The following is a 20261-nucleotide window of genomic DNA, read 5'->3' on the forward strand; positions in this document are numbered from 1 at the left end:
GTCCCCGCCCCTTCACCGGAGCACTCTCCGCCACCACTAGACTGAGGCACCATGGCCCGCAACAAGAGCACCGACCCCTCGACCGGGGTCGACGGCACCAAGCCGAAGAAGCAGAAGAAGCAGCGCTGGTATCACCAGGTCTGGGACGCGTACAAGATGACGCGCGCCGAGGACCCGGCGGTCACGTGGATCATGCTCGCCGTGTTCGTCGGCATCCTCGCCGTCGCGATCGGGATCGGTCTGGCCTGGGGGCCGTGGGTCTACACCCTCATCGTGGGTCTGCCCTTCGCGTTCCTCGGCTCGCTGTTCGTCCTGACGCGCCGCGCGGAGACCGCGGCCTACAGCCGCATCGAGGGCCAGCCCGGGGCCGCCCGCGCCGCGCTCGGCACGATCCGCCGCGGCTGGACGTTCGACGACGAGCCCGTCGCCCTGACCCCGCAGCAGGACCTCGTGTTCCGTGGCGTCGGGCGTGCCGGGGTCGTGCTCGTGGGCGAGGGCCCGACGCACCGCGTCACCAAGCTGCTCGACGGCGAGAAGCGCCGCATCACGCGCGTCCTGCCGAACGTCCCCGTCACCACGATCCAGTGCGGCAACGGCGAGGGCCAGGTCCCGCTCAAGAAGGTCGCGCGCACGGTGCAGAAGCTGCGCCCGACGCTCACCAAGCCGGAGACCGCCGAGGTCCTCAAGCGCCTCAAGGCGCTCGGCGGCGCCAAGCTGCCGATCCCCAAGGGCATCGACCCCACCCGTGCGCGTCCCGACCGCAAGGGCATGCGCGGGCGCTGACCCCGCACCGTCTGGCACCCGGCCCGTCGCTCACCTCCCGGTGACCGGCGGGCCGTCGTGCATCCCCGTCCCGCGCCGACGACGCCGACGCTGACGACGCAAGGAGGCCCCGTGAGCGACCCGTACTGGAATCACAGCACCCACTACTTCCCCGTCCTCACGCGGCTCGTGGGCCCAGGGACCCGCACAGCGCTCGACGTGGGCTGCGGCGAGGGGCTCCTGACGCGACGGCTCCGCGCGGCCGGGGCCGGCGAGGTGCTGGGGCTCGACCTCGACCCCGCGCAGGTGGACCGTGCGCGTCTCGCCGCCGGGGGCTCCCCCGGGCAGACCGGCCTCGACTACGTCACGGGCGACGTCCTGGACCCGCTCACCGGGCTCGCCGGGCCCTTCGACCTGGTCACTACCGTCGCCACCCTGCACCACCTCCCGCTCGACGCGGGACTGCGGCGCCTGCGCGACCTGGTCGCCCCGGGCGGGACGCTCGCCGTCGTGGGACTGACACGGCCTCGCACGGCCTGGGACCAGCCGGGCGCCGGGCAGGATCTGCCGGCCCCGCCGCAAGGATCGCCCGACGACGTCGCGGGGAGTGGGAGCACGGCTCGCCGATCGCCGAGGTCACCACGAGCCACGCCGAGCTGCGTGCGGCAGCACGGCAGATCCTGCCCGGCGCCCGGCTGCGGCGCCGGCTCTACTGGCGGTACACGCTCGTGTGGCGCGCGCCCGGGGGCGGGCGAGGGCTGAGGCTGGCCCCGCGCCGAGGCGAGCGGCGCCGTCGGGCACAGGGGTGGTGCGTGCCGGTGCGTGCCGTGCAGAGCGTGTCAGGCGCGGACGATGACCGTGCCGGCGGCCTTGTCGTGCATGCCGCGGCCGTCGCCGTCCCACACCACGGCCGGGACGACCAGGCACAGCAGGACCGTGCGCACCAGAGCCCGCCACAGGCCCACCATGCGCCCCTCGCCGCCCAGGACGCGCACCTGCAGACCCATGACGCGGTGGCCGACCGTGTAGCCGAGCGTGCTCACCAGGAGCAGGTTCTCGACCGCGAACACGCCGAGCGTCGCCATCGAGTTCGCGTCGAAGGCCAGGTAGCTGATGAGCAGGCACAGCACCCAGTCGATGACGAGCGCGACCGCGCGACGGCCGACCGTCGCCAGCGAACCAGGACCGTCGGACGGCAGGCCGAGGCGACCGCCTCGGCCGTTCTCCCCACCGGTCGGCGTACCCTCGAGCCAGGAACCCACATCTTCACGCGACACCACGGCACCAGCCTACGTGGCGGTGAGGCGGGTTCCGGCGCCTGCCCGGTTCGTCCCGGTCGAGGGAGCCCCACCAGGCCCGCACAGGGCTCGCCGTCGTGCGCCGTCGCGCCGATGTCACGCAGCCCGCCGCTGCGTAACACGGACGAAACACTCGGTACACGGTGGGGAAACCCCTGAGGCCTAGGTTCGAGGCGCCACTGGAGGTACGGCCAGAGGACCCACTACCAAGGAGTTACGGATGTTCAAGAACGCGGAGGAGGCAATCGCCTTCACCCAGAACGAAGGCGTCGAGTTCGTCGACGTCCGGTTCTGCGACCTGCCGGGCGTGATGCAGCACTTCAACATCCCGATCTCGCAGTTCGCCGAGTCCGCCTTCACGGACGGCATGATGTTCGACGGGTCCTCGATCCGCGGCTTCCAGGCGATCCACGAGTCGGACATGAAGCTCATCCCCGACGTCACGACGGCCTACGTCGACCCGTTCCGCAAGCGCAAGACGCTCATCGTGAACTTCTCGATCGTGGACCCCTTCACCGACGAGGCGTACTCGCGCGACCCGCGCAACGTCGCCTTCAAGGCCGAGGCGTACCTGCGCAGCACCGGCATCGCCGACACCGCGTTCTTCGCACCCGAGGCCGAGTTCTACATCTTCGACGACGTCCGGTTCAAGACGAGCCAGAACGAGTCGTACTACCACCTCGACTCCAAGGAAGCGGCCTGGAACACCGGCCGCGTCGAGGAGGGTGGCAACCTCGGCTACAAGACCCGCTACAAGGGCGGCTACTTCCCCGTCTCCCCCAACGACCAGATGGCGGACCTGCGCGACGAGATGTGCGCCGTCCTCGACCAGGTCGGCCTCGACGTCGAGCGCGCGCACCACGAGGTGGGCACCGCCGGCCAGCAGGAGATCAACTACCGCTTCTCGACGCTGACCGCAGCGGCCGACGACCTGATGAAGTTCAAGTACGTCATCAAGAACGTCGCCTGGGAGGCCGGCAAGTCCGCGACCTTCATGCCCAAGCCGATCTTCGGTGACAACGGCTCCGGCATGCACTCGCACCAGTCGCTCTGGAAGGACGGCGAGCCGCTGTTCTTCGACGAGAAGGGCTACGGCGGCCTGTCGGACCTCGCCCGCTGGTACATCGGCGGCCTGCTCAAGCACGCGCCCTCGCTGCTCGCCTTCACGAACCCGTCGGTGAACTCCTACCACCGCCTGGTCCCCGGCTACGAGGCCCCCGTCAACCTGGTCTACTCGGCCCGCAACCGTTCCGCGTGCATCCGCATCCCGGTCACCGGTTCCTCGCCCAAGGCCAAGCGCGTCGAGTTCCGCGTGCCGGACCCGTCGGCCAACCCGTACCTGGCCTTCGCCGCACAGCTCCTCGCCGGCATCGACGGCATCAAGAACCGCATCGAGCCGCCCGAGCCGATCGACAAGGACCTCTACGAGCTGCCCCCCGAGGAGCACGCGGCGATCCAGCAGGTCCCCGCCTCCCTCGGCGAGGCCCTCGACGCCCTCGAGGCCGACCACGACTACCTCACGGTGGGCGACGTCTTCACCGAGGACCTCATCGCGACGTGGATCGACTACAAGCGCACGCACGAGATCGACCCGATCCGCCTGCGCCCGCACCCCCACGAGTTCGAGCTGTACTACGACCTCTGATCGTCGGTGCTCGCGGTGGTAGTCGCGAGCCCCTGACGTGCAGTGATGGCACCCCGGCCGCCCTTTGTGGTGGCCGGGGTGTCGTGCTGTGCAGGCCGGATCCCCCTTTCGCAGATCCTGCAAAGAAACGTGAGAGTACGTACGACAATCCACCTCGTCATCCGGACCAGGTCTCTGAATTCACCCGCCGCGCCGGTGTTTTTCCGCCCCCTGGACGTAGACCCTGACCTTTCGCCGTGCCAGGCTGCTCATACCGATGTACAGGAATGTCCAGAGGAGTGGCCATGGCACTGCGATACAACTCCCCGCCGAACTGGCCTTCTCCCCCTGAGGGATGGACACCTCCGCCAGGATGGAAGCCCGATCCCTCGTGGGAGCCGGCGCCGCAGGGTTGGGATTTCTGGGTCGACGACTCTCTCGACGGCTTCGTGGGAACATCGACGAGCCCTTCGGCCTCGACGGGCGCAGCGGAGCCGGCTCCCCCGTCGTTCGCGGGAAAGCGCGCGACGAATTCCTGGTTCGTGCGCCACAAGGTCCTCACCGGAATCGGAGCAGCGTCGATACTGCTCATCGTGCTCGTGGCCGCTCTGAGCGGAAACGGCGACGGAGCATCGGAAAGGTCTGTCGCCGGCAGTACCGCCACGCAGGACGGCCAGGACGACGAAAAGTCCGCGGAAGAGATCGCTGCCGAAGAGACCGCGGAGGCCGAGCGGCTGGCCGAGGAGGAGGCTGCCGCTGCGGCACAGGCAGAGACGAAACGCCTCGCGGAGGAGCAGCGAATCGCCGACGAGGCGGCCGCCGCTGCAGCTGCCGCCGCTGAGACCGCGCGGCTCGGCTCGGTCGCCCAGCAGAACGCCTATCGCTCGGCGGTGAACTATCTCGACCTCACCGCCTTCTCACGCTCCGGGCTGGCCGGGCAGCTCGAGTTCGAGGGTTTCAGCACCCCGGATGCGGAGTTCGCGATCGCCCGCCTAGAAGCCGAAGGTGGCGTCGACTGGAACGCGCAGGCCGCTGCCAGCGCAGCGAACTACCTCGAGCTCACCTCCTTCTCTCGCTCCGGGCTCATCGACCAGCTCACGTTCGAGGGGTATACCGCAGAGCAGGCAGAGCATGGCGTGAGCACGACGGGTCTCTAGTTCTGGGTCCGGACAGCCGCCGACGCTGTCCGTCCGATGAGTTCCACGCCGCTCCGCAGTCACAGCCTGCACGACCGTCGTCGGCCGGTGCGCGCGAACCGGAGGAGAAGACATGGGACGGCTCATCTACTCGATGATCACCTCGCTCGACGGCTACGCGGAGGCGGCGGAGGGCGACCTCGGCGTGGGTGCGGACGACGAGGAGGTCCACACCTTTATCGACGACGTCTTTCGCGACGTGGGCACCTACCTCTACGGCCGACGGATGTACGAGACGATGGTCTTCTGGGAGACGGCGGACGCCGACCCGGCGGCACCGCCGTTCATCGTCCGGTACGCCCAGGGGTGGCAGGCCGCGGAGAAGGTCGTGTACTCCACGACTCTGGAGGCGGTGTCCAGCGCGAGGACCAGGATCGAACGGACCTTCGACCCCGAGGCCGTGCGCAGGCTCAAGGCCGAGTCCGAGCACGACCTCACCGTGGACGGCCCGAACCTCGCTGCCCAGGCGATCAAGGCCGGCCTGGTGGACGAGTACCACCTGTTCGTCACCACGAGCGTGGTCGGCGGCGGCAAGCGCTTCTTCCCCGACGGCGTGCGGCTCGACCTCGACCTGGTCGAGGAGCGGACCTTCGACAGCGGACTCGTCTACGCGCGCTACCGGACCCGCTGAGCCCCGGGCGAAGTCGCGGGCCGCGGCCGGGCGAGGACGCAGGCCCCCGGCCGGGGTGCGAGGCTCCCCGGGCAGCGTGAGGATCGACGCATGACCAGATTCGGCTACACCCTCATGAGCGAGCAGTCCGGCCCCAAGGCCCTGGTGGACTATGCGGTGGCCGCCGAGCGGATCGGCTTCGACTTCGAGGTGTCCTCCGACCACTACTTCCCGTGGCTCGACGCACAGGGTCACTCCCCGTATGCCTGGACGGTTCTGGGTGCCGTGGCCCAGGCGACCGAGCGCGTCGACCTCATGACGTACGTGACGTGCCCGACGATCCGCTACCACCCTGCCGTGGTCGCCCAGAAGGCGGCGACGCTGGGGATCTTGTCCGACGGTCGCTTCACGCTCGGGCTCGGCGCCGGGGAGAACCTGAACGAGCACGTCGTGGGTCGAGGCTGGCCCGCGGTCGACGAGAGGCACGGGCTGCTCGTCGAGGCGGTCGACATCATCAGCGAGCTGTTCACGGGCGAGCTGCTGAGCTATCGCGGTGAGTACTTCCAGGTCGACTCGGCCCGCCTGTGGGACCTGCCGGACTCCCCGGTCGAGATCGGGATCGCGGTGTCGGGCGCGCAGTCGGTGGCGTCCTTCGCGACGCTCGCGGACCACCTCGTGGCCACGGAACCGAAGCCGGAGCTCGTCAGCGCCTGGGACCGGGCGCGCGACGCGGCCGAGCTCCCGCCGTCGCGCAAGATCGGCCAGATCCCCATCTGCTGGGACACCGACCACGAGCGAGCCCTCACCCGGGCGCACGACCAGTTCCGGTGGTCGGGCCTGGGGTGGCCGGTCAACGCCAACCTCCCGACGACGCAGGCCTTCGCGAGCGCCAGCGCATTCGTCCGTCCCGAGGACGTCGCGGAGTCGATCCCGTGCGGGCCTGACCTCGACGCGATCGTCGAGGCGGTGTCGGCGTACTGGGAGGCGGGCTTCACCGACGTCGCGCTCGTCCAGGTCGGCGACGAGGGCCAGCAGGACTTCCTCGACCAGGCGGCCGGGCCCCTGCTCGACAGGCTCAGGGCGGCTGCGCCGAGCGACTGAACCCCCCGCGCGGCACGGTGGCCGACGCTCCGAGGACCGGCGTCCGGGACGGTGGAAAAGACCCTGCCCACCCCCGCTAGAATGAGCCCTCGCCACTGCTTGGAGACCTTGAGCAGGCGGCAAAGACATGGAAGGAATGTCGATGGCCGACGTCGCCACAGCTGCACCCCTAGCCCTCTCCCAGACACTTGCCACCCGCGCGGACGACATCCGCAGCGCGTGGCTCGACGCGGCCGCGCGCGAGCTCCACGGGCGCACCTCCCGCGGTGAGCTCGAGCGCGAGCAGGCCGAGATCTTCGACGCCCTGGTCGACGGACTCCGGGCAGGTGGAACGGTCGTGACGGACGCGGCGTTCGACCAGCTCCGCGGCATCCTCGCCGACGTCTCGGCGGTCCGCGCCCGGCTCGGGTTCACGCCGCGCGAGACCGCGATCGGCCTGTTCGCCCTCAAGGACGGCCTCTACCCCCTCGCCTCCCCCGACACCGACATCGTGCCGCTGCTCCAGCTCGTCGACCAGCTCGGCCTGCTGACCTTCGAGAGCTTCGCCGCCGCTCGTGAGTCGATCATCACGGAGCAGGCCGAGCAGCTTCTCGAGCTCTCGACCCCCGTGGTCAAGCTCTGGGAGGGCATCGTCGCGGTGCCGCTCGTGGGCACGCTCGACTCCGCCCGCGCCCAGGTGGTCATGGAGCGCCTCCTCAACACCCTCGTCGACACGGGCAGCGAGCACGCGATCATCGACATCACGGGTGTGCCCGCGGTCGACACCCAGGTCGCGCAGCACCTCCTCAAGACCGTGGTCGCGGCACGCCTCATGGGGGCCGAGTGCACGATCAGCGGGATCCGGCCCCAGATCGCGCAGACGATCGTGGCTCTCGGCATCGAGTTCGGCGACATCCGCACGCGTGCAACGCTCGCCGACGCCCTCGTCGACGCCCTCCGCTCAGGCCGCGGGGCACGTCAGAAGGGCCTGCCGGCGTGACCGACGGCGTCCCCGTCCTCAAGATCGGCTCGACGCTCCTCGTCTCGATCCAGGTGGACCTGCAGGACGACACCGCCCTGCAGCTCCAGGAAGATCTCGCGACGCGGATCACGGAGACCGGAGCGCGCGGGGTCATCATCGACATCTCCGGCCTGGAGATCGTGGACTCGTTCATCGGACGCATGCTGGCCTCGGCCGCCAGCATCTCGCACGTTCTCGACGCGACGACCGTCGTCGTCGGCATGCGCCCTGCCGTCGCGATCACGATGGTCGAGCTGGGGCTGTCCCTCGGGAACGTCCGCACCGCGCTCGACGTCGAGCGGGCCCTCGCGCTCCTGGGCACGGTCGAGGAGTCGGCGGAGGACGTCCTTCTCGCCGCCGCTGAGCGCGAGGAGAGATGAGCACCCCGACGGCGACCGTCGAACGCGTGCCCATCCTCACGGACTCCGACGTCGTCAAGGTGCGTCAGCTCGTGCGAACCCTCGCCCAGCAGGCGCGCCTCTCGCTGGTCGACCAGACCAAGCTCGTCACCGCGGCGAGCGAGCTGGCCCGCAACACGCTCGTGTACGGGGGCGGCGGCGCCGCCGAGGTCGAGCTCGTCGCCAACGGCCCGCGGACCGGCGTGCGCGCCGTGTTCAAGGACGACGGGCCCGGCATCCCCGACCTCGACCTGGCGCTGACCGACGGCTGGACCAGCGGCGGCGGGCTCGGCCTGGGCCTGTCGGGATCGCGCCGGCTCGTCCAGCACTTCGCGATCGACACCGCGGCCGGGGCCGGTACGCGCGTCGAGATCGCGACCTGGTCGCGATGACGGCATCGAGCGGAGTCGACGAGCGCCGCAGCATCGTCGAGAACGGCACCTGGTACACCGTGGACCACCCGTCGGCGGTCGGTCGCGTGCGCCGTGCGGCGAGCGTCGTCGCCCGGGACCTGGGGTTCGACGAGGACCGTGCGGCGAAGGTCGGCATCGTCGTCTCGGAGCTGGCCACCAACCAGGTCAAGCACGCCGGGTCCGGGCGGGTGCTCGTGCGTGTCTGCCGGACCGGGGACGCCGCCGAGCTCGAGATGCTCGCGGTCGACTCCGGCCCCGGCATGCGAGACATCACGGCAGCCATGCAGGACGGAGTCTCCACCCGCGGAACCCTCGGTATCGGGCTCGGCACCGTCCCCCGCCTCGCCTCCTCGTGGGACGCGTGGACCTCGCCCGGACAGGGCACGGTCATCGCCGCGACCTTCGCCGGGCGGGGCACGGTGGCAGGTCCGCGTCGCCCGACCGGCGTGACCCGACCCATGACCGGGCAGGAGGCGTGCGGAGACGCGTTCGCCGTCCGGCACGACGCCGGTATCGCGACCCTCATGGTGGCGGACGGCCTGGGACACGGGCCCCTCGCCGCGGCGGCCTCGGGTGCTGCGGTACGGACGTTCCTCGACGCTCCCTCGGGGTCACCCGTCGCGCTCCTCGAGCGGGTGCACGGCGCCCTGCCAGGAACGCGCGGGGCCGCTGTCTCGATCGCGCAGGTGAACGGCGGCGTGCTGCGCTACGCGGGCCTCGGCAACATCTCCGGGACCGTCCACGGCGACCGTGCTCGTGGACTGGTGTCCCACCCCGGCATCGCCGGTGTGCCGACGCGCCAGCTGCGCGAGACGACGTACCCGGTCGAACGGGGCGACGTCGTCGTGATGCACAGCGACGGACTCACCAACCGCTGGTCGCTCGCGGACTATCCGGGTCTCGCCGCCCGATCCCCCCTCGTCGTCGCCGGCGTCCTGCTGCGTGACCACGCGGTGCGCCCCGACGACTCGTGCGTGGCGGTGCTGCCCGTCACGTGGTCGGAGACCTGACCATGCCCATCCTCGCCACACAGCTCCGCTCCGACGCCGACGTGATCGCCCTGCGCCGCGCCGGCCGTGAGATCTGCCGCCAGCTCGGGCTGGACGTCCAGGACCAGGTCCGCGTCGCGACCGCGTTGTCGGAGATGGGCAGAGCGGCCGTCGCCACCGGGACCGCCGACGTCGTCATCGCCGTCGTCCCGGGCACCCCCCAGGCGACCCTCCGCGCCGAGATCACCCCCGACGTCGCGTTCGTGCTCGACGGGGACTCGAGCGACGGGGGTGTCCCGGCGGCGCGACGGCTCGTCCGGGACCTCGAGATCGAACCGACCGGCACCCGGGTCGTCCTCACCAAGCTGCTGAGCGTCACGGCCCGGGTCGACGAGGCCTCGCTCGCCCGCGTCCGACGGTCCACCGCCGCAGCCCACGTCGCCGACGCGCTGGACGAGCTGCGCGTGCAGAACACGGAACTCGTGCGCACCCTCGACGAGCTGACGCAGCAGAAGGAGTACCTCCGGCGCTTCAACGCGGAGCTCGAGGAGACGAACCGTGGGGTGCTCGCGATGTACGACCAGCTCTCGTCCGAGCTCGAGGAGACGAACACGGGGGTCGTCGCCCTCTACGCCGAGCTCGACGAGCGCGGTCGCGAGCTCGCGGCCGCGAACGAGGCGAAGACCCGCTTCCTGCGCAACGTGAGCCACGAGCTGCGCTCCCCGGTCAACTCGATCCTCGGGCTGACGTCGCTGCTCGCCGACTCCCACCTCGACGCGGACCAGGCCCAGCAGGCGACCTACCTGCGCGAGAGCGCCACGACGATGCTCCAGCTCGTCGACGAGCTGCTCGACCTCGCACGGGCCGAGGCCGGCCACGAGGACGTAGAGCCGGCGCCCGTCGACGTCGCCCAGCTGCTCGACGAGCTGCAGGGGACGACCCTGCCGCTCCTGCGGCCCGGGGTGACGCTCAGGACCTCCTCCCCGCCCGACCTCGTCCTGGTGACGGACCGGCGCCTCGCCGCGAGGGTACTGCGCAACCTCCTGGCGAACGCGGCGAAGTTCACGGACGAGGGGCACATCGAGTTCCGTGCGGAGAGGGAGGGAGACCTGGTGCGGTTCGACGTCCGTGACACGGGCCTCGGGATTCCCGAGGACCACGTCGAGTCGGTCTTCGAGGAGTTCGTCCAGGTGCCGAACCGTCTGCAGCCCTCGGTGCGCGGGACAGGTCTGGGGCTGCCGTACGCACGGCGGACCTCGGAGGCGCTCGGTGGGACTCTCGTCGCCTCGTCGCAGCCGGACGTCGGGAGCGTGTTCACGCTCCGCCTGCCCTCCCTCCCGTCCGAGGTGTCGTCCAGGCCGGCGCGCACCGAGGTCGTCCCCCAGGGCGGCGACCTCGGGCACGTGCTCGTCGTGGACGACGACCGGGCGTTCGCTTCGGTCATCGTCGCGATGCTGCAGGGTCACGCCGCGCGCGTCAGCGTCGCGCACGACGCGTCGCACGCCCTGGCCCTGCTGCACGACGGCGCGGCGGACCTCGCGCTCCTGGACGTCCGGCTCCCCGGCACGGACGGGCCGACGCTCCGATCGAGGATCCGCGAGGCGCACCCGGCGACCGGGACCGTGCTCATGTCGAGCGCGTCCCTGCCCGTGCGGGACGACCTCGACGGCGTCCTCTTCCTCCCCAAGGCGGGAATCTCCCGTGACACCCTCGTCGCGACGTTGCGGCGGGCCAAGGAGGCCCGGTGACCTCGCCCCACACCGTGCTCGTGGTCGACGACACCGCAGCGCACCGGTACATCATGTCGAGCTGGCTCCGTCGTGCGGGCTTCGAGGTGATCGAGGCGGCGACCGGCGCCGAGGCCCTCGTCCGCACGAACCCGCACATCGACACGATGGTGCTCGACGTCAACCTGCCGGACATCCACGGCGGCGAGGTCTGCCGGAGGCTCAAGGCCGACCCCTCGACCGCCCACATCCCCGTCCTGCACGTGTCCGCGACCGCCGTCGACGCCGCCTCCCGGACCGCCGGTCTGGAAGGCGGCGCGGACGCGTACCTGCCCGAGCCGCTCGACCGGGACGAGTTCCTCGCGACCATCAGCGCACTGTGCCGACGCCACGACGCCCAGCGGGGCGCGGGGCGCACGGCTCGCCGTCTCGAAGCGCTGACCAACGCCCTGGTCCCCCTGCACGAGGCCCGCTCGTACGAGGCCGTCGTGGACCACACCGCGCGCGGCGCCTGCGCCGTCCTCGGCCGGGCCGTGGTCGCGATGGTGGTCGCCGACGCCGGCCTCGTGCTGCGCTCGGTCTGCGTGACGGAGAGTTCCGCACTCGTCCGTGGCCGCGGGCCGTCGGCAGTCCTCGCCCCCGGCGACGTCAACCCGGCCATGTTCGGCGCAGACGAGGTCCCGGCACCCTGGCGCCCCCTGCTCCACGAGGCCGGCATCGGACCGTCGCAGTGGTGGACCATGTGGCTCGTCGACAGCAGCGGCGCTCTCGTCGGCGGCCTAGGGGTCCAGGTCAAGGACGGGGACAAGAGCCTCACGGACGAGGAGCAGGCGGCCGTCGGACGCTTCGCCGAGGCCGCGACCGTCGCGCTCACGAACCTGCGGACGTTCGCGGAGGAGCAGCGCATCGCGCTCGCCCTCCAGCGCGCTCTCCTGCCGTCGAGCCTGCAGGTGAGCGGTGGCCTCGAGGTCGCCGCGCGGTACGAGGCCTCCGACGCGCGCCTCGACGTGGGCGGGGACTTCTACGACGCGTTCGACCTCCCGGACGGCAGGGTCGCGGTCGTGATCGGTGACGTCCAGGGACACTCGCTCCGCGCCGCCACGGTGATGGCAGAGGTGCGTGTCACGCTCCGCGCCTACCTCCGAGAGGGCCACGACGCCCGGCACGCGCTGAACCTCCTGAACGACGCGCTGCGCAGCGACCACCCCGAGTACGCGACCGTGTGCGTCTGCGTGCTCGACCCCCGGACGGGCGCGGTGGAGATCACCGACGCCGGCCACCTGCCCGCTCTCGTCGTCCGTGCGGACGGCACGGTGCTCCAGGTGAAGGAAGGCTCGCGCCTCCTCGGCCTGCCGAACCCGGACGGCCGGCCCGTGCACCAGGACGTGCTGCAGCACGGCGACCTGCTCGTGCTCGTGACGGACGGACTCGTGGAGCGCCGGGGGGCCTTCCTCCCCGACGCCCTCGACCGGCTGGCCCTCCTAGCCGCAGAGAACGCCGGGGTCGACCCGGCGACGATGTGCGAACGTCTCGTCTCCGCCTTCGACGACGCGGGCCGCGAGGACGACGTCGCGGTCGTCGCGGTCGGTCGTCACGCGGTGCCGCAGGGGCCGACCATCTAGTCGGACGCTGCGAGCACCGCCGACGGGACGCGCGTCCGACCGTCCCTCCGGCCCGGTCGCTCCTCGCGCGGGTCCTGGCCGCTACTCGACACGGGGCCCTGCGTCGGAGCGGCGACTGGTCCTCATCCTGACGGTCGTGCGGGAGCGGAGCCTGTCGTCGGGGAGCACCGTCGCCGCGTCGGCGACGAGGTCGTCGAGGTGGGTGGCGAGGCGGGGCAGGTCGGTGGCTGGGTCGACCTTCACGAGGAGACTGAGGACGAGCTCGGGGCCCTCGTCGCGCAGTGTGGCGGTCGCCTTGCGGACGCCGGGGATCTGCTGGGCCGCACGAGCCGTCGCCTCCGCGACGGCGCCCCGGTCGATCCGCAGGCGCTCCGTGCGGGTGGAGCCCGGCAGGTCCTGTTCGGGGACGGCCCGGGACGGCAGGTGCGCGAGCATCCACCACACCGCAACGATCGCGAGGAGGACGGCGACGGCTCCCGTGACGTAGGGCCACCACGTCTGGGCCGTGGCGTCGGTCGCGGCGGACGTGTCGAGCGAGGAGGGGACGCCCTCGACGTACTGCGCCAGGGTGCCGGTGGTCCACAGCAGCGCAGTGGCACCCGCGACGATCAGCACGAGCCCGGCCAGCGCGAGGAGCACGCGATCGAGCCTCAGGACGGCGCGGTTCATGGTCGCTGCCCCTCCCCGGCCCGCACGCTCAGGCGTGGTGGGCTGTCGAGGGCCGAGAGCTGGTGGGCGACCTCGGCGTCGACGTCGGTCAGGATGTCGGGCGAGCCCGTCGTGCGGACGGTCACGCGCACGGCGCGCCGCGACACCGCGGTGCTGGAGTCGAGCACACCGGGCACGTCTCGTGCGGTCGCGTTCACCCAGCGCGCGATGTCGGCCGAGCGCAGGTGGACACCGCTGGCCGCCGCGACGCGCTGGGTGGTGCGGGGACGGGGGCGGACGGCCTGCCAGAGCAACCAGAGCCCGACCAGGGCGACGATCGCCCCGGCCACGCCGACCCACGTCTCGGGTTCGAGTCCGTCCAGGGCGTCCGCGAGCGACAGGAACCAGCTCGTGCCCTGCCCGCGCACGGCCACGACTGCGGACTGCCCGGCCAGGACCGCGACGACCAGCAGCAGGATCGCCAGGACGAAGGCCCAGGACGTCAGGACGAGGCCGGCCCGCGGCGACCTCGCCGGGGCAGGGACGGTCCGCGCGGAGGGGACGATGGGTGTGCTCATAGGACTCGTCGCTCCTTGGTCGTACCGGTGGCACCGAGGACGTCGGACGGGTCCACGATGCGCGTGACGGTGGTGCGGATCTCGTCGACGTGCACCCCCGCGAGGTCCCGGAGCCGTTCGGTCACGGCCTCGCAGACCTGATGGGCGACCCCCGCGGCCGGGTACGGCCACACGATCGCGATCTCGAGCCGGACCCGGGCACGGTCCCCCGCGCGGGAACAGGTGATGTGCGGGTACGTCCGGCCGAGGGCTCGCCCCACGGTCCCGGCGGTGGCCCCGACGGGCGCGACCCCGGGGACGCCGAGCACGGCGGCACGGGCGACCTTCTCCACGACCCGGTCTGCGACGCGCAGCGCGCCCCGCTCCTGAGCGTCGACCGTCTCGTCCGAGGAGGCCGCCTCCCAGCCCTGTGAGGGCAGCGGCTGGGTGAACGACGTGTCAGACATGGCGACGGCTGCGGAAGGCAGCGCCGAGGTCGATGCGCCCTTCGATCTGGGCTCCTACGACCCATCCGACCCCGCCGAGGACCGCCGCGAGGACGAACCCCCAGAACCCTCCGAGGATCGCGGCGAGGGCCAGCAGTATGCCGGTCAGCAGACCGATCGTTGACACAGACATGTGCTCTCCTTGGACGTGTCCGCTCAGAGCGCGGACGATGATGAGGGCGGGGACTCGACGTCCTCGACGTACACGCGTACCGGCCCGGGGGCCAGCGCACGCACGGACTCGTGGACATCACGAGCGACCGCGGGGATCGGGCGGTCCGTCGAGACGACCAGGTGGACCTCGGTCTCCTCGGGACGGAGCCGGACACCGGTGACGGCACGACCGGGAAGGTACGTGGCGACCTCGCCGAAGACCCCGGCGTGCAGTCGCACGACCCCTGGGACGGCGAGCACGGCGGCGACGATCCTCTCGGCCGTCTCGCCCTGGGCGACGTCGTCGGGCAGGGGCGGCGGGAAGCGGCCGGAGGGAGGGCGTAGGGGCTCGCCGAGCCCTGTCCCCGGATGCGCGTGCTCGAACGCCTCGGCGACGTCCAAGGGGGTGGGTGTCTCCGTCTCCTGGCCCTCCCCCGAGGAACCACGTGCTGAGGCGGGAGGTGGCGACGAGGTCATCGGACCCGCCCGCCACCGTCCTCGCCCTCACCGCTGTCGGAGGACTGCTCACGCTGGCTGCGCCGGTCGGAGCTCGAGTCGGCGTCGTCCCCGGGCAGGTGGACGTCGTTGACGTCGATGTTGACCTCGGTCACCTCGAGCCCGGTCATACGCTCGATGGAGGTGATCACGCTCCGACGGACCGCCTGGGCGAGGTCGGCGATCGACACGCCGTAGTCCGCGACGAGATCCAGGTCGACGGCGGCCTGGCGCTCCCCGACCTCGACGTGGACGCCCGACGTGGTGTCGCTCCCGCTGCCCGGGATGTACTCGCGGATCGCGCCGAACGCCCTGGCCGCTCCTCCCCCGACGGCGTAGACCCCTTGGACGTTGCGGGTCGCGATGCCCGCGATCTTGGCGACGACCTGGTCCGCGATGGTCGTGCTGCCGTGCTCGGAGGCGAGCGCGGAGGGGCGGTCGACCGTCCCGCGCGCAGGTCCGGCCTGCCCGGCGGCGCCGGGACGTGCAGCCGTGCCGGGTGCCGTGGCTCCCGTGGTGGGTGTGCTCTGCTCGCTCATCGTTCGCTCCTCGTGCTCGGGGCGACCGCCCTGACGGTCGGGCGGTCTGCGACGTTCTCCAGTGAGTGCCGCCCCGTCGCCGGAACGTCACGACTACAAAGTGTGATCTAGGTCACATTCAACCCTGCCCATGGCGAGCCGTCCACCGGGAGCTATCGTCGAACGGATGGAAGCCGTCGGTGCTGGTGGCGACGCGGGGGCGGTCTCGGACCTGCTGCTCGCGCGCCGCGCTGCCCTGGGAGATCGCGAGGCGTTCACGGCCCTCGTCGACCGGCACGGCCCGGCGATGTACCGGTACGTCCTGCGCATGGTCCACGATCCGGAGGTCGCGGCCGACTGCCTGCAGGACACCCTGGTCGCGGCATGGACGGGGTTCCCCGGCTTCCGCGGAGAGTCCGCACCCCGTACCTGGCTCTTCGGGATCGCGACCCGGCAGGCGTACCGCCATCGAGGTCGCGCCGCCGGCCGCCCCGTCCCCCTGCCGGACGAGCTCGTCGAGTCCGCCTCCCGCCGACCCGACCAGGGCGCGCTCGACGCTGCACTCGTCGAAGCCCTCGACATCGCCCTCCTCGCTCTGCCACCGTTGCAGAGGTCGTGCTGGTTGCTGCGCGAGGTCGAAGGACTGCACTACGCCGAGATCGCCGACATCCTCGGCACGACGCACGACGCCGTCCGCGGGATGCTCCACCGGGCCCGCGCGACACTGGCCGAGCGGATGAAGGGATGGCGATGAACGACGACGCAGTCCTCGAGCGCGCCACCCAGGCGCTGCGCCGCCACACCGACCAGGGGTGGACCCTGGTCCGTGAGAACGCGCTGCTCAAGGCCCTCTCGGCGTTCCGCCCCTCGGCCCCGGTCCGTGGTCGCACCGCCTCGCCCTCCGGCGTCGTCGAGTACTTCGTCGCGTCCGACGTCCTCGTCGCGACCCTCCGCGAGGCCGTCGGCGCCGTACCGGGCGCCGCTCCCCTCACGATCACCTGCTCGACCGACGACCAGGACCGGCTCGTGACCGTCACGATCGAGATCCTCGCAGCGTTCGACGAACCTCTCCTGCCCCTCGCCTCGACCGTCCGTCGGGCCACCTCGGCGCAGCTTGCCTCCGTCCTCGGTGACCTCGCGCCCCCGGTCGACGCCGTCGACGTCGACGTCGCGATCACCGACGTCGCGGGCACCCGGCAGGACCTCTGCTAGCCCGACCCTGTCCTGGCGTCGCAGACCGAGGTGACCGTCCTCACGCCGCACGAGGTGTCGGCGGCGTGCGAGGGGTCTGGAGCGCGCCTAGTCTGCGGGAACCCCCGGTAGACCACAGGAGCAGTCGTGACCGATCCGAGCACCACCGTCCTCGACCCCCCCGCCGTCGTCCTCGATCCCTCGCGCCAGGACGACGAGCGCAGCCGGCGCCTGGCGGCGACCGTCGCACAGGTGCCGACGATGAGCGGGGACGTCGTCGCGGCACTGGCCTGGGCGTCCGAGGTCGGCCGTTCCGCGCCTGCCCCGGGTGCCGGGCGCACGCTCGACCTGTGGGAGCTGCTCGCCTCGACCGCCGCGGCCGAAGTGGGCGTCGCGCGGGTCCTCGAACCACATCTCGACGCGCTCGCCATCCTGGCGCAGGTCCCGGGCGGGGCGGACCTGCGCTCGATCGGCGCCGACGAGACCAGCACCTGGGGCGTCTTCGCCGCTGAGGGGCCCGGCGTGCGCCTGGAGGCCCAGGAGGGCGAGGAGGGATGGCGGCTCACGGGCGTCAAGCCGTGGTGCTCTCTCGCGGCGACGCTCTCGCACGCCCTCGTGACGGCGTGGACGACGGACGGACGACGTCTGTTCGCGGTCGACCTGCGCACGGCGGGCGTCCAGCCTGACGACGGCCCGTGGGTCGCGCGAGGCTTCCCGGAGATCGTCAGCGCGCCCGTACGTTTCGACGGCGCCACGGCAGTCCCGGTCGGAGACGCCGGGTGGTATCTCGACCGCCCGGGCTTCGCGTGGGGCGGCATCGGTGTCGCGGCCTGCTGGTGGGGCGGGGCCGTGGGCCTCGCGCGCGAGCTGTACGCGGCGACCCGGCGTCGCGAGCCGGACCAGCTCACGCTGGCCCACCTGGGAGCAGTCGACGTCGCGCTGACCGGCGCTCGAGCCGTGCTCGTCGAGGCGAGCCTCGTCGTGGACGGCGCGCCGGACCTCGGGGTCGCCCCGGGCGTGCTCGCCCGGCGGGTGCGCGGCGCCGTCGTCCGTGCGGTCGAGGAGACCGTGCAGCGGTGCTCGCACGCCCTGGGCCCCGGTCCGATGACGACCGACGAGGGCTACGCCCGCCGGCTCGCCGACCTCGGGCTGTACGTCCGTCAGCACCACGCCGAGCGCGACGACGCGTCGCTGGGCCGTGACCTCGTGGCCCGCGGGAGCGCGCCGTGGTGACGTTCGACCATCGCGACACCGGCACCACCGAGGATGCCTGGAGAACGAGCGGTCTGCTGGAACGGTTGCCTCCCCTCGACCTGCCCCACGCCGTGCCCCACCTGGTCCTCCTCGCCGCACACCCCGACGACGAGTCGCTCGGGGCAGGCGGGCTCGTGGCGCGGCTGGTCCGTCAGGGCACGCCGATCACGGTCGTCGTCGCGACCGACGGCGAGGCGTCCCACCCAGACTCCCCGACCCTCACGCCCGCGCGGCTCGCAGGCCTGCGCCGCCGAGAGCTCCTGGACGCGCTCGACGTCGCGGCCCCCGGCGCCGCCGTGGTCTTCCTCGGGCTGCCGGACGGGGGTCTGCGGGAGCACCGCGCGGCCTTGCGCCGACGGCTGTCCGCAGTGCTCGCAGCGGTGACGGAGGACGAGCCCGGCCGTGACGACGGCCCGGTCCTGCTGTGCGCGCCGTGGCGGGGTGACGGTCACCGCGACCACCGCATCGCCGGGGAGGTGGCCGCCGTGGTCGCGCACGAGCAGGGGGCCCGCCTCCTGGAGTACCCGGTCTGGTGGTGGCACTGGGCGGCCGTCGACGACGCGGCGGGCACGGAGCACATGCGGGCGCTCACGCTCACGCCGCCCGAGCGTGCCGCCAAGAGGCTCGCGCTGGCCTCGCACCGGTCGCAGGTCGAGCCGCTGTCCCCGGACCCGCGGGACGCGGCGACGGTCGGGCCGGAGATGCTGCGGCACGTCGAGCGCGACGTCGAGGTGTTCGTCGAGGCCCCGGGCCCGTCCACCCAGCCCTCGACGCCCCTGCCCTCGGCTGCCCAGTCCTCGACGTCGACGACGTCGTCCCCGTCCGAGAGCCTGCCGGCGGAGTTCTTCGACTCGTTCTACCGCGGGCGGGCCGACCCGTGGGGTTTCGAGACCCGCTGGTACGAGGAACGCAAGCGCGCCGTGACCCTCGCGTCACTGCCGCGTGCACGGTTTCGCGCCGGCCTGGAGATCGGCTGCTCGACCGGCGTCCTGACCGCCGACCTCGCCACCCGCTGCGACCGTCTCGTGGGGGTCGACGTCGCCGCGGCCGCGCTCGCAGCAGCCCGCGAGCGGCTCGGTGACGAGGTCGAGCTCGTGCGTCTCCAGACGCCTGCCGAGTGGCCCGAAGGGCTCTTCGACCTCGTGGTGCTCTCCGAGGTCGGGTACTACTACGGCGCGGAAGACCTGGAGACCGCGATCTCTCGTGCGGTCGGGTCCCTCACCGCGGACGGCGTCCTGGTCGCGTGCCACTGGCGGCACCCGGTACCCGAGTACCCGCTGCGGGGCGACGACGTCCACGCCGCCCTCGACGCGCGCCCCGAGCTCGCGCGGGTCGTCCGTCACGTGGAGGAGGACTTCGTGCTCGAGGTCTTCGCCCGGCCGCCGGCGCGCTCGGTCGCAGCGGAGGCCGGACTCGCATGAGAGCCGCCGACCGCGTGACCCGGCTGGCCGTCGTCGTGCCGGTGAACGACGAGGAGGAGCTGCTGCCCCGCTGCCTGGCCGCGCTCGACGTGGCGGTCGCGCGGTTGCGAGCCGAGCGACCGGCCGTGCGGGTCGAGGTCGTGGTCGTCCTCGACGACTGCACCGACCGCTCGGCCTCGCTCGCCGGGTCCTCACCGTTCACCGTGGTGGAGACCCGATGCCGACGGGTCGGGGCAGCACGCGCCGCCGGGGTCGAGGCGGCGACAGGACGGCTCGGCAGGGGCCGCCCGGCACGGCTGTGGATCGCGAGCACCGACGCCGACTCGGCGGTCCCCGCGCACTGGCTCACGCACCAGGTCGCGCTCGCGGAGGCGGGGGCCGACCTGGTGATCGGCACGGTGCGTCCCGACTTCGACGACCTCTCCCCCGCGCAGCGGGCCGCCTGGGTGGCGACGCATCCCGTCGGGCACGCGAACGGGCACGTGCACGGGGCGAACCTGGGGATCCGCGGCGACCTCTACCTGGCCGCCGGCGGCTTCCCGGGGGTCGCGGAGCACGAGGACGTCGGCCTCGTGGAGCGCGCCCGGGACGCGGGCGCGCGCGTCGTGGCCTCCGACGAGGGGCGGGTCCTGACCTCGGGTCGCACGACGGGTCGCACCCCCGGGGGGTACGCACGGCACCTGCGCGAGGACCTCGTCCGGACCGTGGGTACCGGCTGAGACCCTCCGCACGGCTGCCGGAGGGTCTCACCGCCGTCGACCGGTGTGCGCACGGGCCG

24 protein-coding genes are annotated in these 20261 nt (G+C 72.3%); 17 read left to right on the forward strand and 7 right to left on the reverse strand.

All coding sequences use genetic code 11. The features are described from left to right. The first annotated feature begins 51 nt into the window (after window positions 1–51). Both JOD48_RS11825 and JOD48_RS11830 read left to right on the forward strand, forming a co-directional pair. On the forward strand, window positions 52–783 hold the full coding sequence (locus JOD48_RS11825; protein WP_191789078.1) for a DUF4191 domain-containing protein: 732 nt from the start codon (window positions 52–54) through the stop codon (window positions 781–783). A gap of 111 nt (window positions 784–894) precedes the next feature. Next, window positions 895–1524, forward strand: a complete 630-nt coding sequence (locus JOD48_RS11830; protein ID WP_204809185.1) for a class I SAM-dependent methyltransferase — start codon at window positions 895–897, stop codon at window positions 1522–1524. Window positions 1525–1601: 77 nt separating this feature from the next. On the opposite strand, the gene JOD48_RS11835 is transcribed toward JOD48_RS11830, so the two are convergent. Further along, a complete protein-coding gene (locus JOD48_RS11835; protein ID WP_191789076.1) occupies window positions 1602–2042 on the reverse strand; it encodes an RDD family protein in 441 nt (146 codons plus the stop codon). Between the two features lie 238 nt (window positions 2043–2280). Here JOD48_RS11835 and glnA point away from each other — a divergent pair, with 238 nt between their 5' ends. From glnA to JOD48_RS20160, 10 genes are all read left to right on the forward strand, one after another. Continuing rightward, entirely contained in the window at window positions 2281–3705 is a 1425-nt protein-coding gene (gene glnA, locus JOD48_RS11840) for a type I glutamate--ammonia ligase (RefSeq protein WP_138824214.1), read from the forward strand. A 284-nt stretch (window positions 3706–3989) separates the two neighbouring features. After that, window positions 3990–4841: an Ltp family lipoprotein gene (locus JOD48_RS11845; RefSeq protein ID WP_204809186.1), complete on the forward strand. Its 852-nt coding sequence runs from the start codon at window positions 3990–3992 to the stop codon at window positions 4839–4841. Window positions 4842–4953: 112 nt separating this feature from the next. Further along, on the forward strand, window positions 4954–5511 hold the full coding sequence (locus tag JOD48_RS11850) for a dihydrofolate reductase family protein (RefSeq protein ID WP_204809187.1): 558 nt from the start codon (window positions 4954–4956) through the stop codon (window positions 5509–5511). 90 nt (window positions 5512–5601) lie between these two features. Then, window positions 5602–6591, forward strand: a complete 990-nt coding sequence (locus JOD48_RS11855) for a TIGR03557 family F420-dependent LLM class oxidoreductase (RefSeq protein WP_204809188.1) — start codon at window positions 5602–5604, stop codon at window positions 6589–6591. A 142-nt stretch (window positions 6592–6733) separates the two neighbouring features. Next, complete coding sequence (locus tag JOD48_RS11860; protein WP_191789073.1) at window positions 6734–7570, forward strand: STAS domain-containing protein; 837 nt, start codon at window positions 6734–6736, stop codon at window positions 7568–7570. Then, window positions 7567–7971 carry an STAS domain-containing protein gene (locus JOD48_RS11865; protein WP_138824210.1) on the forward strand — a complete coding sequence of 135 codons (405 nt, stop codon included), beginning with the start codon at window positions 7567–7569 and terminating at the stop codon, window positions 7969–7971. Before JOD48_RS11860 ends, JOD48_RS11865 begins: the two co-directional genes overlap by 4 nt. Next, window positions 7968–8381, forward strand: a complete 414-nt coding sequence (locus JOD48_RS11870; RefSeq protein ID WP_138824209.1) for an ATP-binding protein — start codon at window positions 7968–7970, stop codon at window positions 8379–8381. Before JOD48_RS11865 ends, JOD48_RS11870 begins: the two co-directional genes overlap by 4 nt. Continuing rightward, a complete protein-coding gene (locus JOD48_RS11875) occupies window positions 8378–9412 on the forward strand; it encodes an ATP-binding SpoIIE family protein phosphatase (protein ID WP_204809190.1) in 1035 nt (344 codons plus the stop codon). The genes JOD48_RS11870 and JOD48_RS11875 overlap by 4 nt, the downstream gene beginning before the upstream one ends. 2 nt (window positions 9413–9414) lie before the next feature. Continuing rightward, window positions 9415–11139, forward strand: coding sequence for an ATP-binding protein (locus tag JOD48_RS11880; RefSeq protein WP_204809192.1), 1725 nt, complete (start codon window positions 9415–9417; stop codon window positions 11137–11139). After that, window positions 11136–12740 carry a fused response regulator/phosphatase gene (locus JOD48_RS20160; protein WP_191789070.1) on the forward strand — a complete coding sequence of 535 codons (1605 nt, stop codon included), beginning with the start codon at window positions 11136–11138 and terminating at the stop codon, window positions 12738–12740. Before JOD48_RS11880 ends, JOD48_RS20160 begins: the two co-directional genes overlap by 4 nt. An 81-nt stretch (window positions 12741–12821) precedes the next feature. Here JOD48_RS20160 and JOD48_RS11890 read toward each other — a convergent pair whose 3' ends face one another. The 6 genes from JOD48_RS11890 to JOD48_RS11915 form a co-directional block, all read right to left on the reverse strand. Then, window positions 12822–13409, reverse strand: coding sequence for a hypothetical protein (locus JOD48_RS11890; protein WP_191789069.1), 588 nt, complete (start codon window positions 13407–13409; stop codon window positions 12822–12824). Then, window positions 13406–13966 carry a DUF6286 domain-containing protein gene (locus JOD48_RS11895; RefSeq protein WP_191789068.1) on the reverse strand — a complete coding sequence of 187 codons (561 nt, stop codon included), beginning with the start codon at window positions 13964–13966 and terminating at the stop codon, window positions 13406–13408. Before JOD48_RS11895 ends, JOD48_RS11890 begins: the two co-directional genes overlap by 4 nt. Next, window positions 13963–14412 carry an Asp23/Gls24 family envelope stress response protein gene (locus JOD48_RS11900; protein ID WP_191789067.1) on the reverse strand — a complete coding sequence of 150 codons (450 nt, stop codon included), beginning with the start codon at window positions 14410–14412 and terminating at the stop codon, window positions 13963–13965. The genes JOD48_RS11895 and JOD48_RS11900 overlap by 4 nt, the downstream gene beginning before the upstream one ends. Continuing rightward, a complete protein-coding gene (locus JOD48_RS11905) occupies window positions 14405–14584 on the reverse strand; it encodes a DUF2273 domain-containing protein (protein ID WP_191789066.1) in 180 nt (59 codons plus the stop codon). Before JOD48_RS11905 ends, JOD48_RS11900 begins: the two co-directional genes overlap by 8 nt. Before the next feature lie 23 nt (window positions 14585–14607). After that, complete coding sequence (locus JOD48_RS11910) at window positions 14608–15006, reverse strand: Asp23/Gls24 family envelope stress response protein (RefSeq protein ID WP_239527398.1); 399 nt, start codon at window positions 15004–15006, stop codon at window positions 14608–14610. A gap of 71 nt (window positions 15007–15077) precedes the next feature. Beyond that, on the reverse strand, window positions 15078–15638 hold the full coding sequence (locus JOD48_RS11915) for an Asp23/Gls24 family envelope stress response protein (protein WP_204809194.1): 561 nt from the start codon (window positions 15636–15638) through the stop codon (window positions 15078–15080). Between the two features lie 166 nt (window positions 15639–15804). On the opposite strand from JOD48_RS11915, the gene JOD48_RS11920 reads away from it, so the two are divergent. The 5 genes from JOD48_RS11920 (at window position 15805) to JOD48_RS11940 (ending at window position 20202) form a co-directional block, all read left to right on the forward strand. Continuing rightward, on the forward strand, window positions 15805–16371 hold the full coding sequence (locus tag JOD48_RS11920; RefSeq protein ID WP_204809196.1) for an RNA polymerase sigma factor: 567 nt from the start codon (window positions 15805–15807) through the stop codon (window positions 16369–16371). Then, a complete protein-coding gene (locus tag JOD48_RS11925; RefSeq protein ID WP_204809198.1) occupies window positions 16368–16829 on the forward strand; it encodes a hypothetical protein in 462 nt (153 codons plus the stop codon). The genes JOD48_RS11920 and JOD48_RS11925 overlap by 4 nt, the downstream gene beginning before the upstream one ends. Before the next feature lie 126 nt (window positions 16830–16955). Beyond that, the gene (locus JOD48_RS11930) at window positions 16956–18041 is read left to right on the forward strand and encodes an acyl-CoA dehydrogenase family protein (protein ID WP_307824121.1); all 1086 of its coding nucleotides are present in this window, start codon (window positions 16956–16958) and stop codon (window positions 18039–18041) included. Further along, window positions 18035–19483, forward strand: coding sequence for a bifunctional PIG-L family deacetylase/class I SAM-dependent methyltransferase (locus tag JOD48_RS11935; RefSeq protein ID WP_204809200.1), 1449 nt, complete (start codon window positions 18035–18037; stop codon window positions 19481–19483). Before JOD48_RS11930 ends, JOD48_RS11935 begins: the two co-directional genes overlap by 7 nt. Beyond that, entirely contained in the window at window positions 19480–20202 is a 723-nt protein-coding gene (locus tag JOD48_RS11940; protein WP_204809202.1) for a glycosyltransferase family 2 protein, read from the forward strand. The genes JOD48_RS11935 and JOD48_RS11940 overlap by 4 nt, the downstream gene beginning before the upstream one ends. Window positions 20203–20261: the final 59 nt, after the last annotated feature.

Source organism: Oerskovia paurometabola (assembly GCF_016907365.1).
GTDB lineage: Bacteria > Actinomycetota > Actinomycetes > Actinomycetales > Cellulomonadaceae > Oerskovia > Oerskovia paurometabola.

Coding starts and splice junctions, on each gene's coding strand:
- JOD48_RS11915 (WP_204809194.1), bottom strand. CDS start 15,638: ATGAGCGAGCAGAGCACACCCACCACGGGAGCCACGGCACCCGGCACG.
- JOD48_RS11905 (WP_191789066.1), bottom strand. CDS start 14,584: ATGTCTGTGTCAACGATCGGTCTGCTGACCGGCATACTGCTGGCCCTC.
- JOD48_RS11825 (WP_191789078.1), top strand. CDS start 52: ATGGCCCGCAACAAGAGCACCGACCCCTCGACCGGGGTCGACGGCACC.
- JOD48_RS11875 (WP_204809190.1), top strand. CDS start 8,378: ATGACGGCATCGAGCGGAGTCGACGAGCGCCGCAGCATCGTCGAGAAC.
- JOD48_RS11900 (WP_191789067.1), bottom strand. CDS start 14,412: ATGTCTGACACGTCGTTCACCCAGCCGCTGCCCTCACAGGGCTGGGAG.
- glnA (WP_138824214.1), top strand. CDS start 2,281: ATGTTCAAGAACGCGGAGGAGGCAATCGCCTTCACCCAGAACGAAGGC.
- JOD48_RS11860 (WP_191789073.1), top strand. CDS start 6,734: ATGGCCGACGTCGCCACAGCTGCACCCCTAGCCCTCTCCCAGACACTT.
- JOD48_RS11925 (WP_204809198.1), top strand. CDS start 16,368: ATGAACGACGACGCAGTCCTCGAGCGCGCCACCCAGGCGCTGCGCCGC.
- JOD48_RS11890 (WP_191789069.1), bottom strand. CDS start 13,409: ATGAACCGCGCCGTCCTGAGGCTCGATCGCGTGCTCCTCGCGCTGGCC.
- JOD48_RS11880 (WP_204809192.1), top strand. CDS start 9,415: ATGCCCATCCTCGCCACACAGCTCCGCTCCGACGCCGACGTGATCGCC.
- JOD48_RS11940 (WP_204809202.1), top strand. CDS start 19,480: ATGAGAGCCGCCGACCGCGTGACCCGGCTGGCCGTCGTCGTGCCGGTG.
- JOD48_RS11870 (WP_138824209.1), top strand. CDS start 7,968: ATGAGCACCCCGACGGCGACCGTCGAACGCGTGCCCATCCTCACGGAC.
- JOD48_RS11845 (WP_204809186.1), top strand. CDS start 3,990: ATGGCACTGCGATACAACTCCCCGCCGAACTGGCCTTCTCCCCCTGAG.
- JOD48_RS11850 (WP_204809187.1), top strand. CDS start 4,954: ATGGGACGGCTCATCTACTCGATGATCACCTCGCTCGACGGCTACGCG.
- JOD48_RS11855 (WP_204809188.1), top strand. CDS start 5,602: ATGACCAGATTCGGCTACACCCTCATGAGCGAGCAGTCCGGCCCCAAG.
- JOD48_RS11895 (WP_191789068.1), bottom strand. CDS start 13,966: ATGAGCACACCCATCGTCCCCTCCGCGCGGACCGTCCCTGCCCCGGCG.
- JOD48_RS11920 (WP_204809196.1), top strand. CDS start 15,805: ATGGAAGCCGTCGGTGCTGGTGGCGACGCGGGGGCGGTCTCGGACCTG.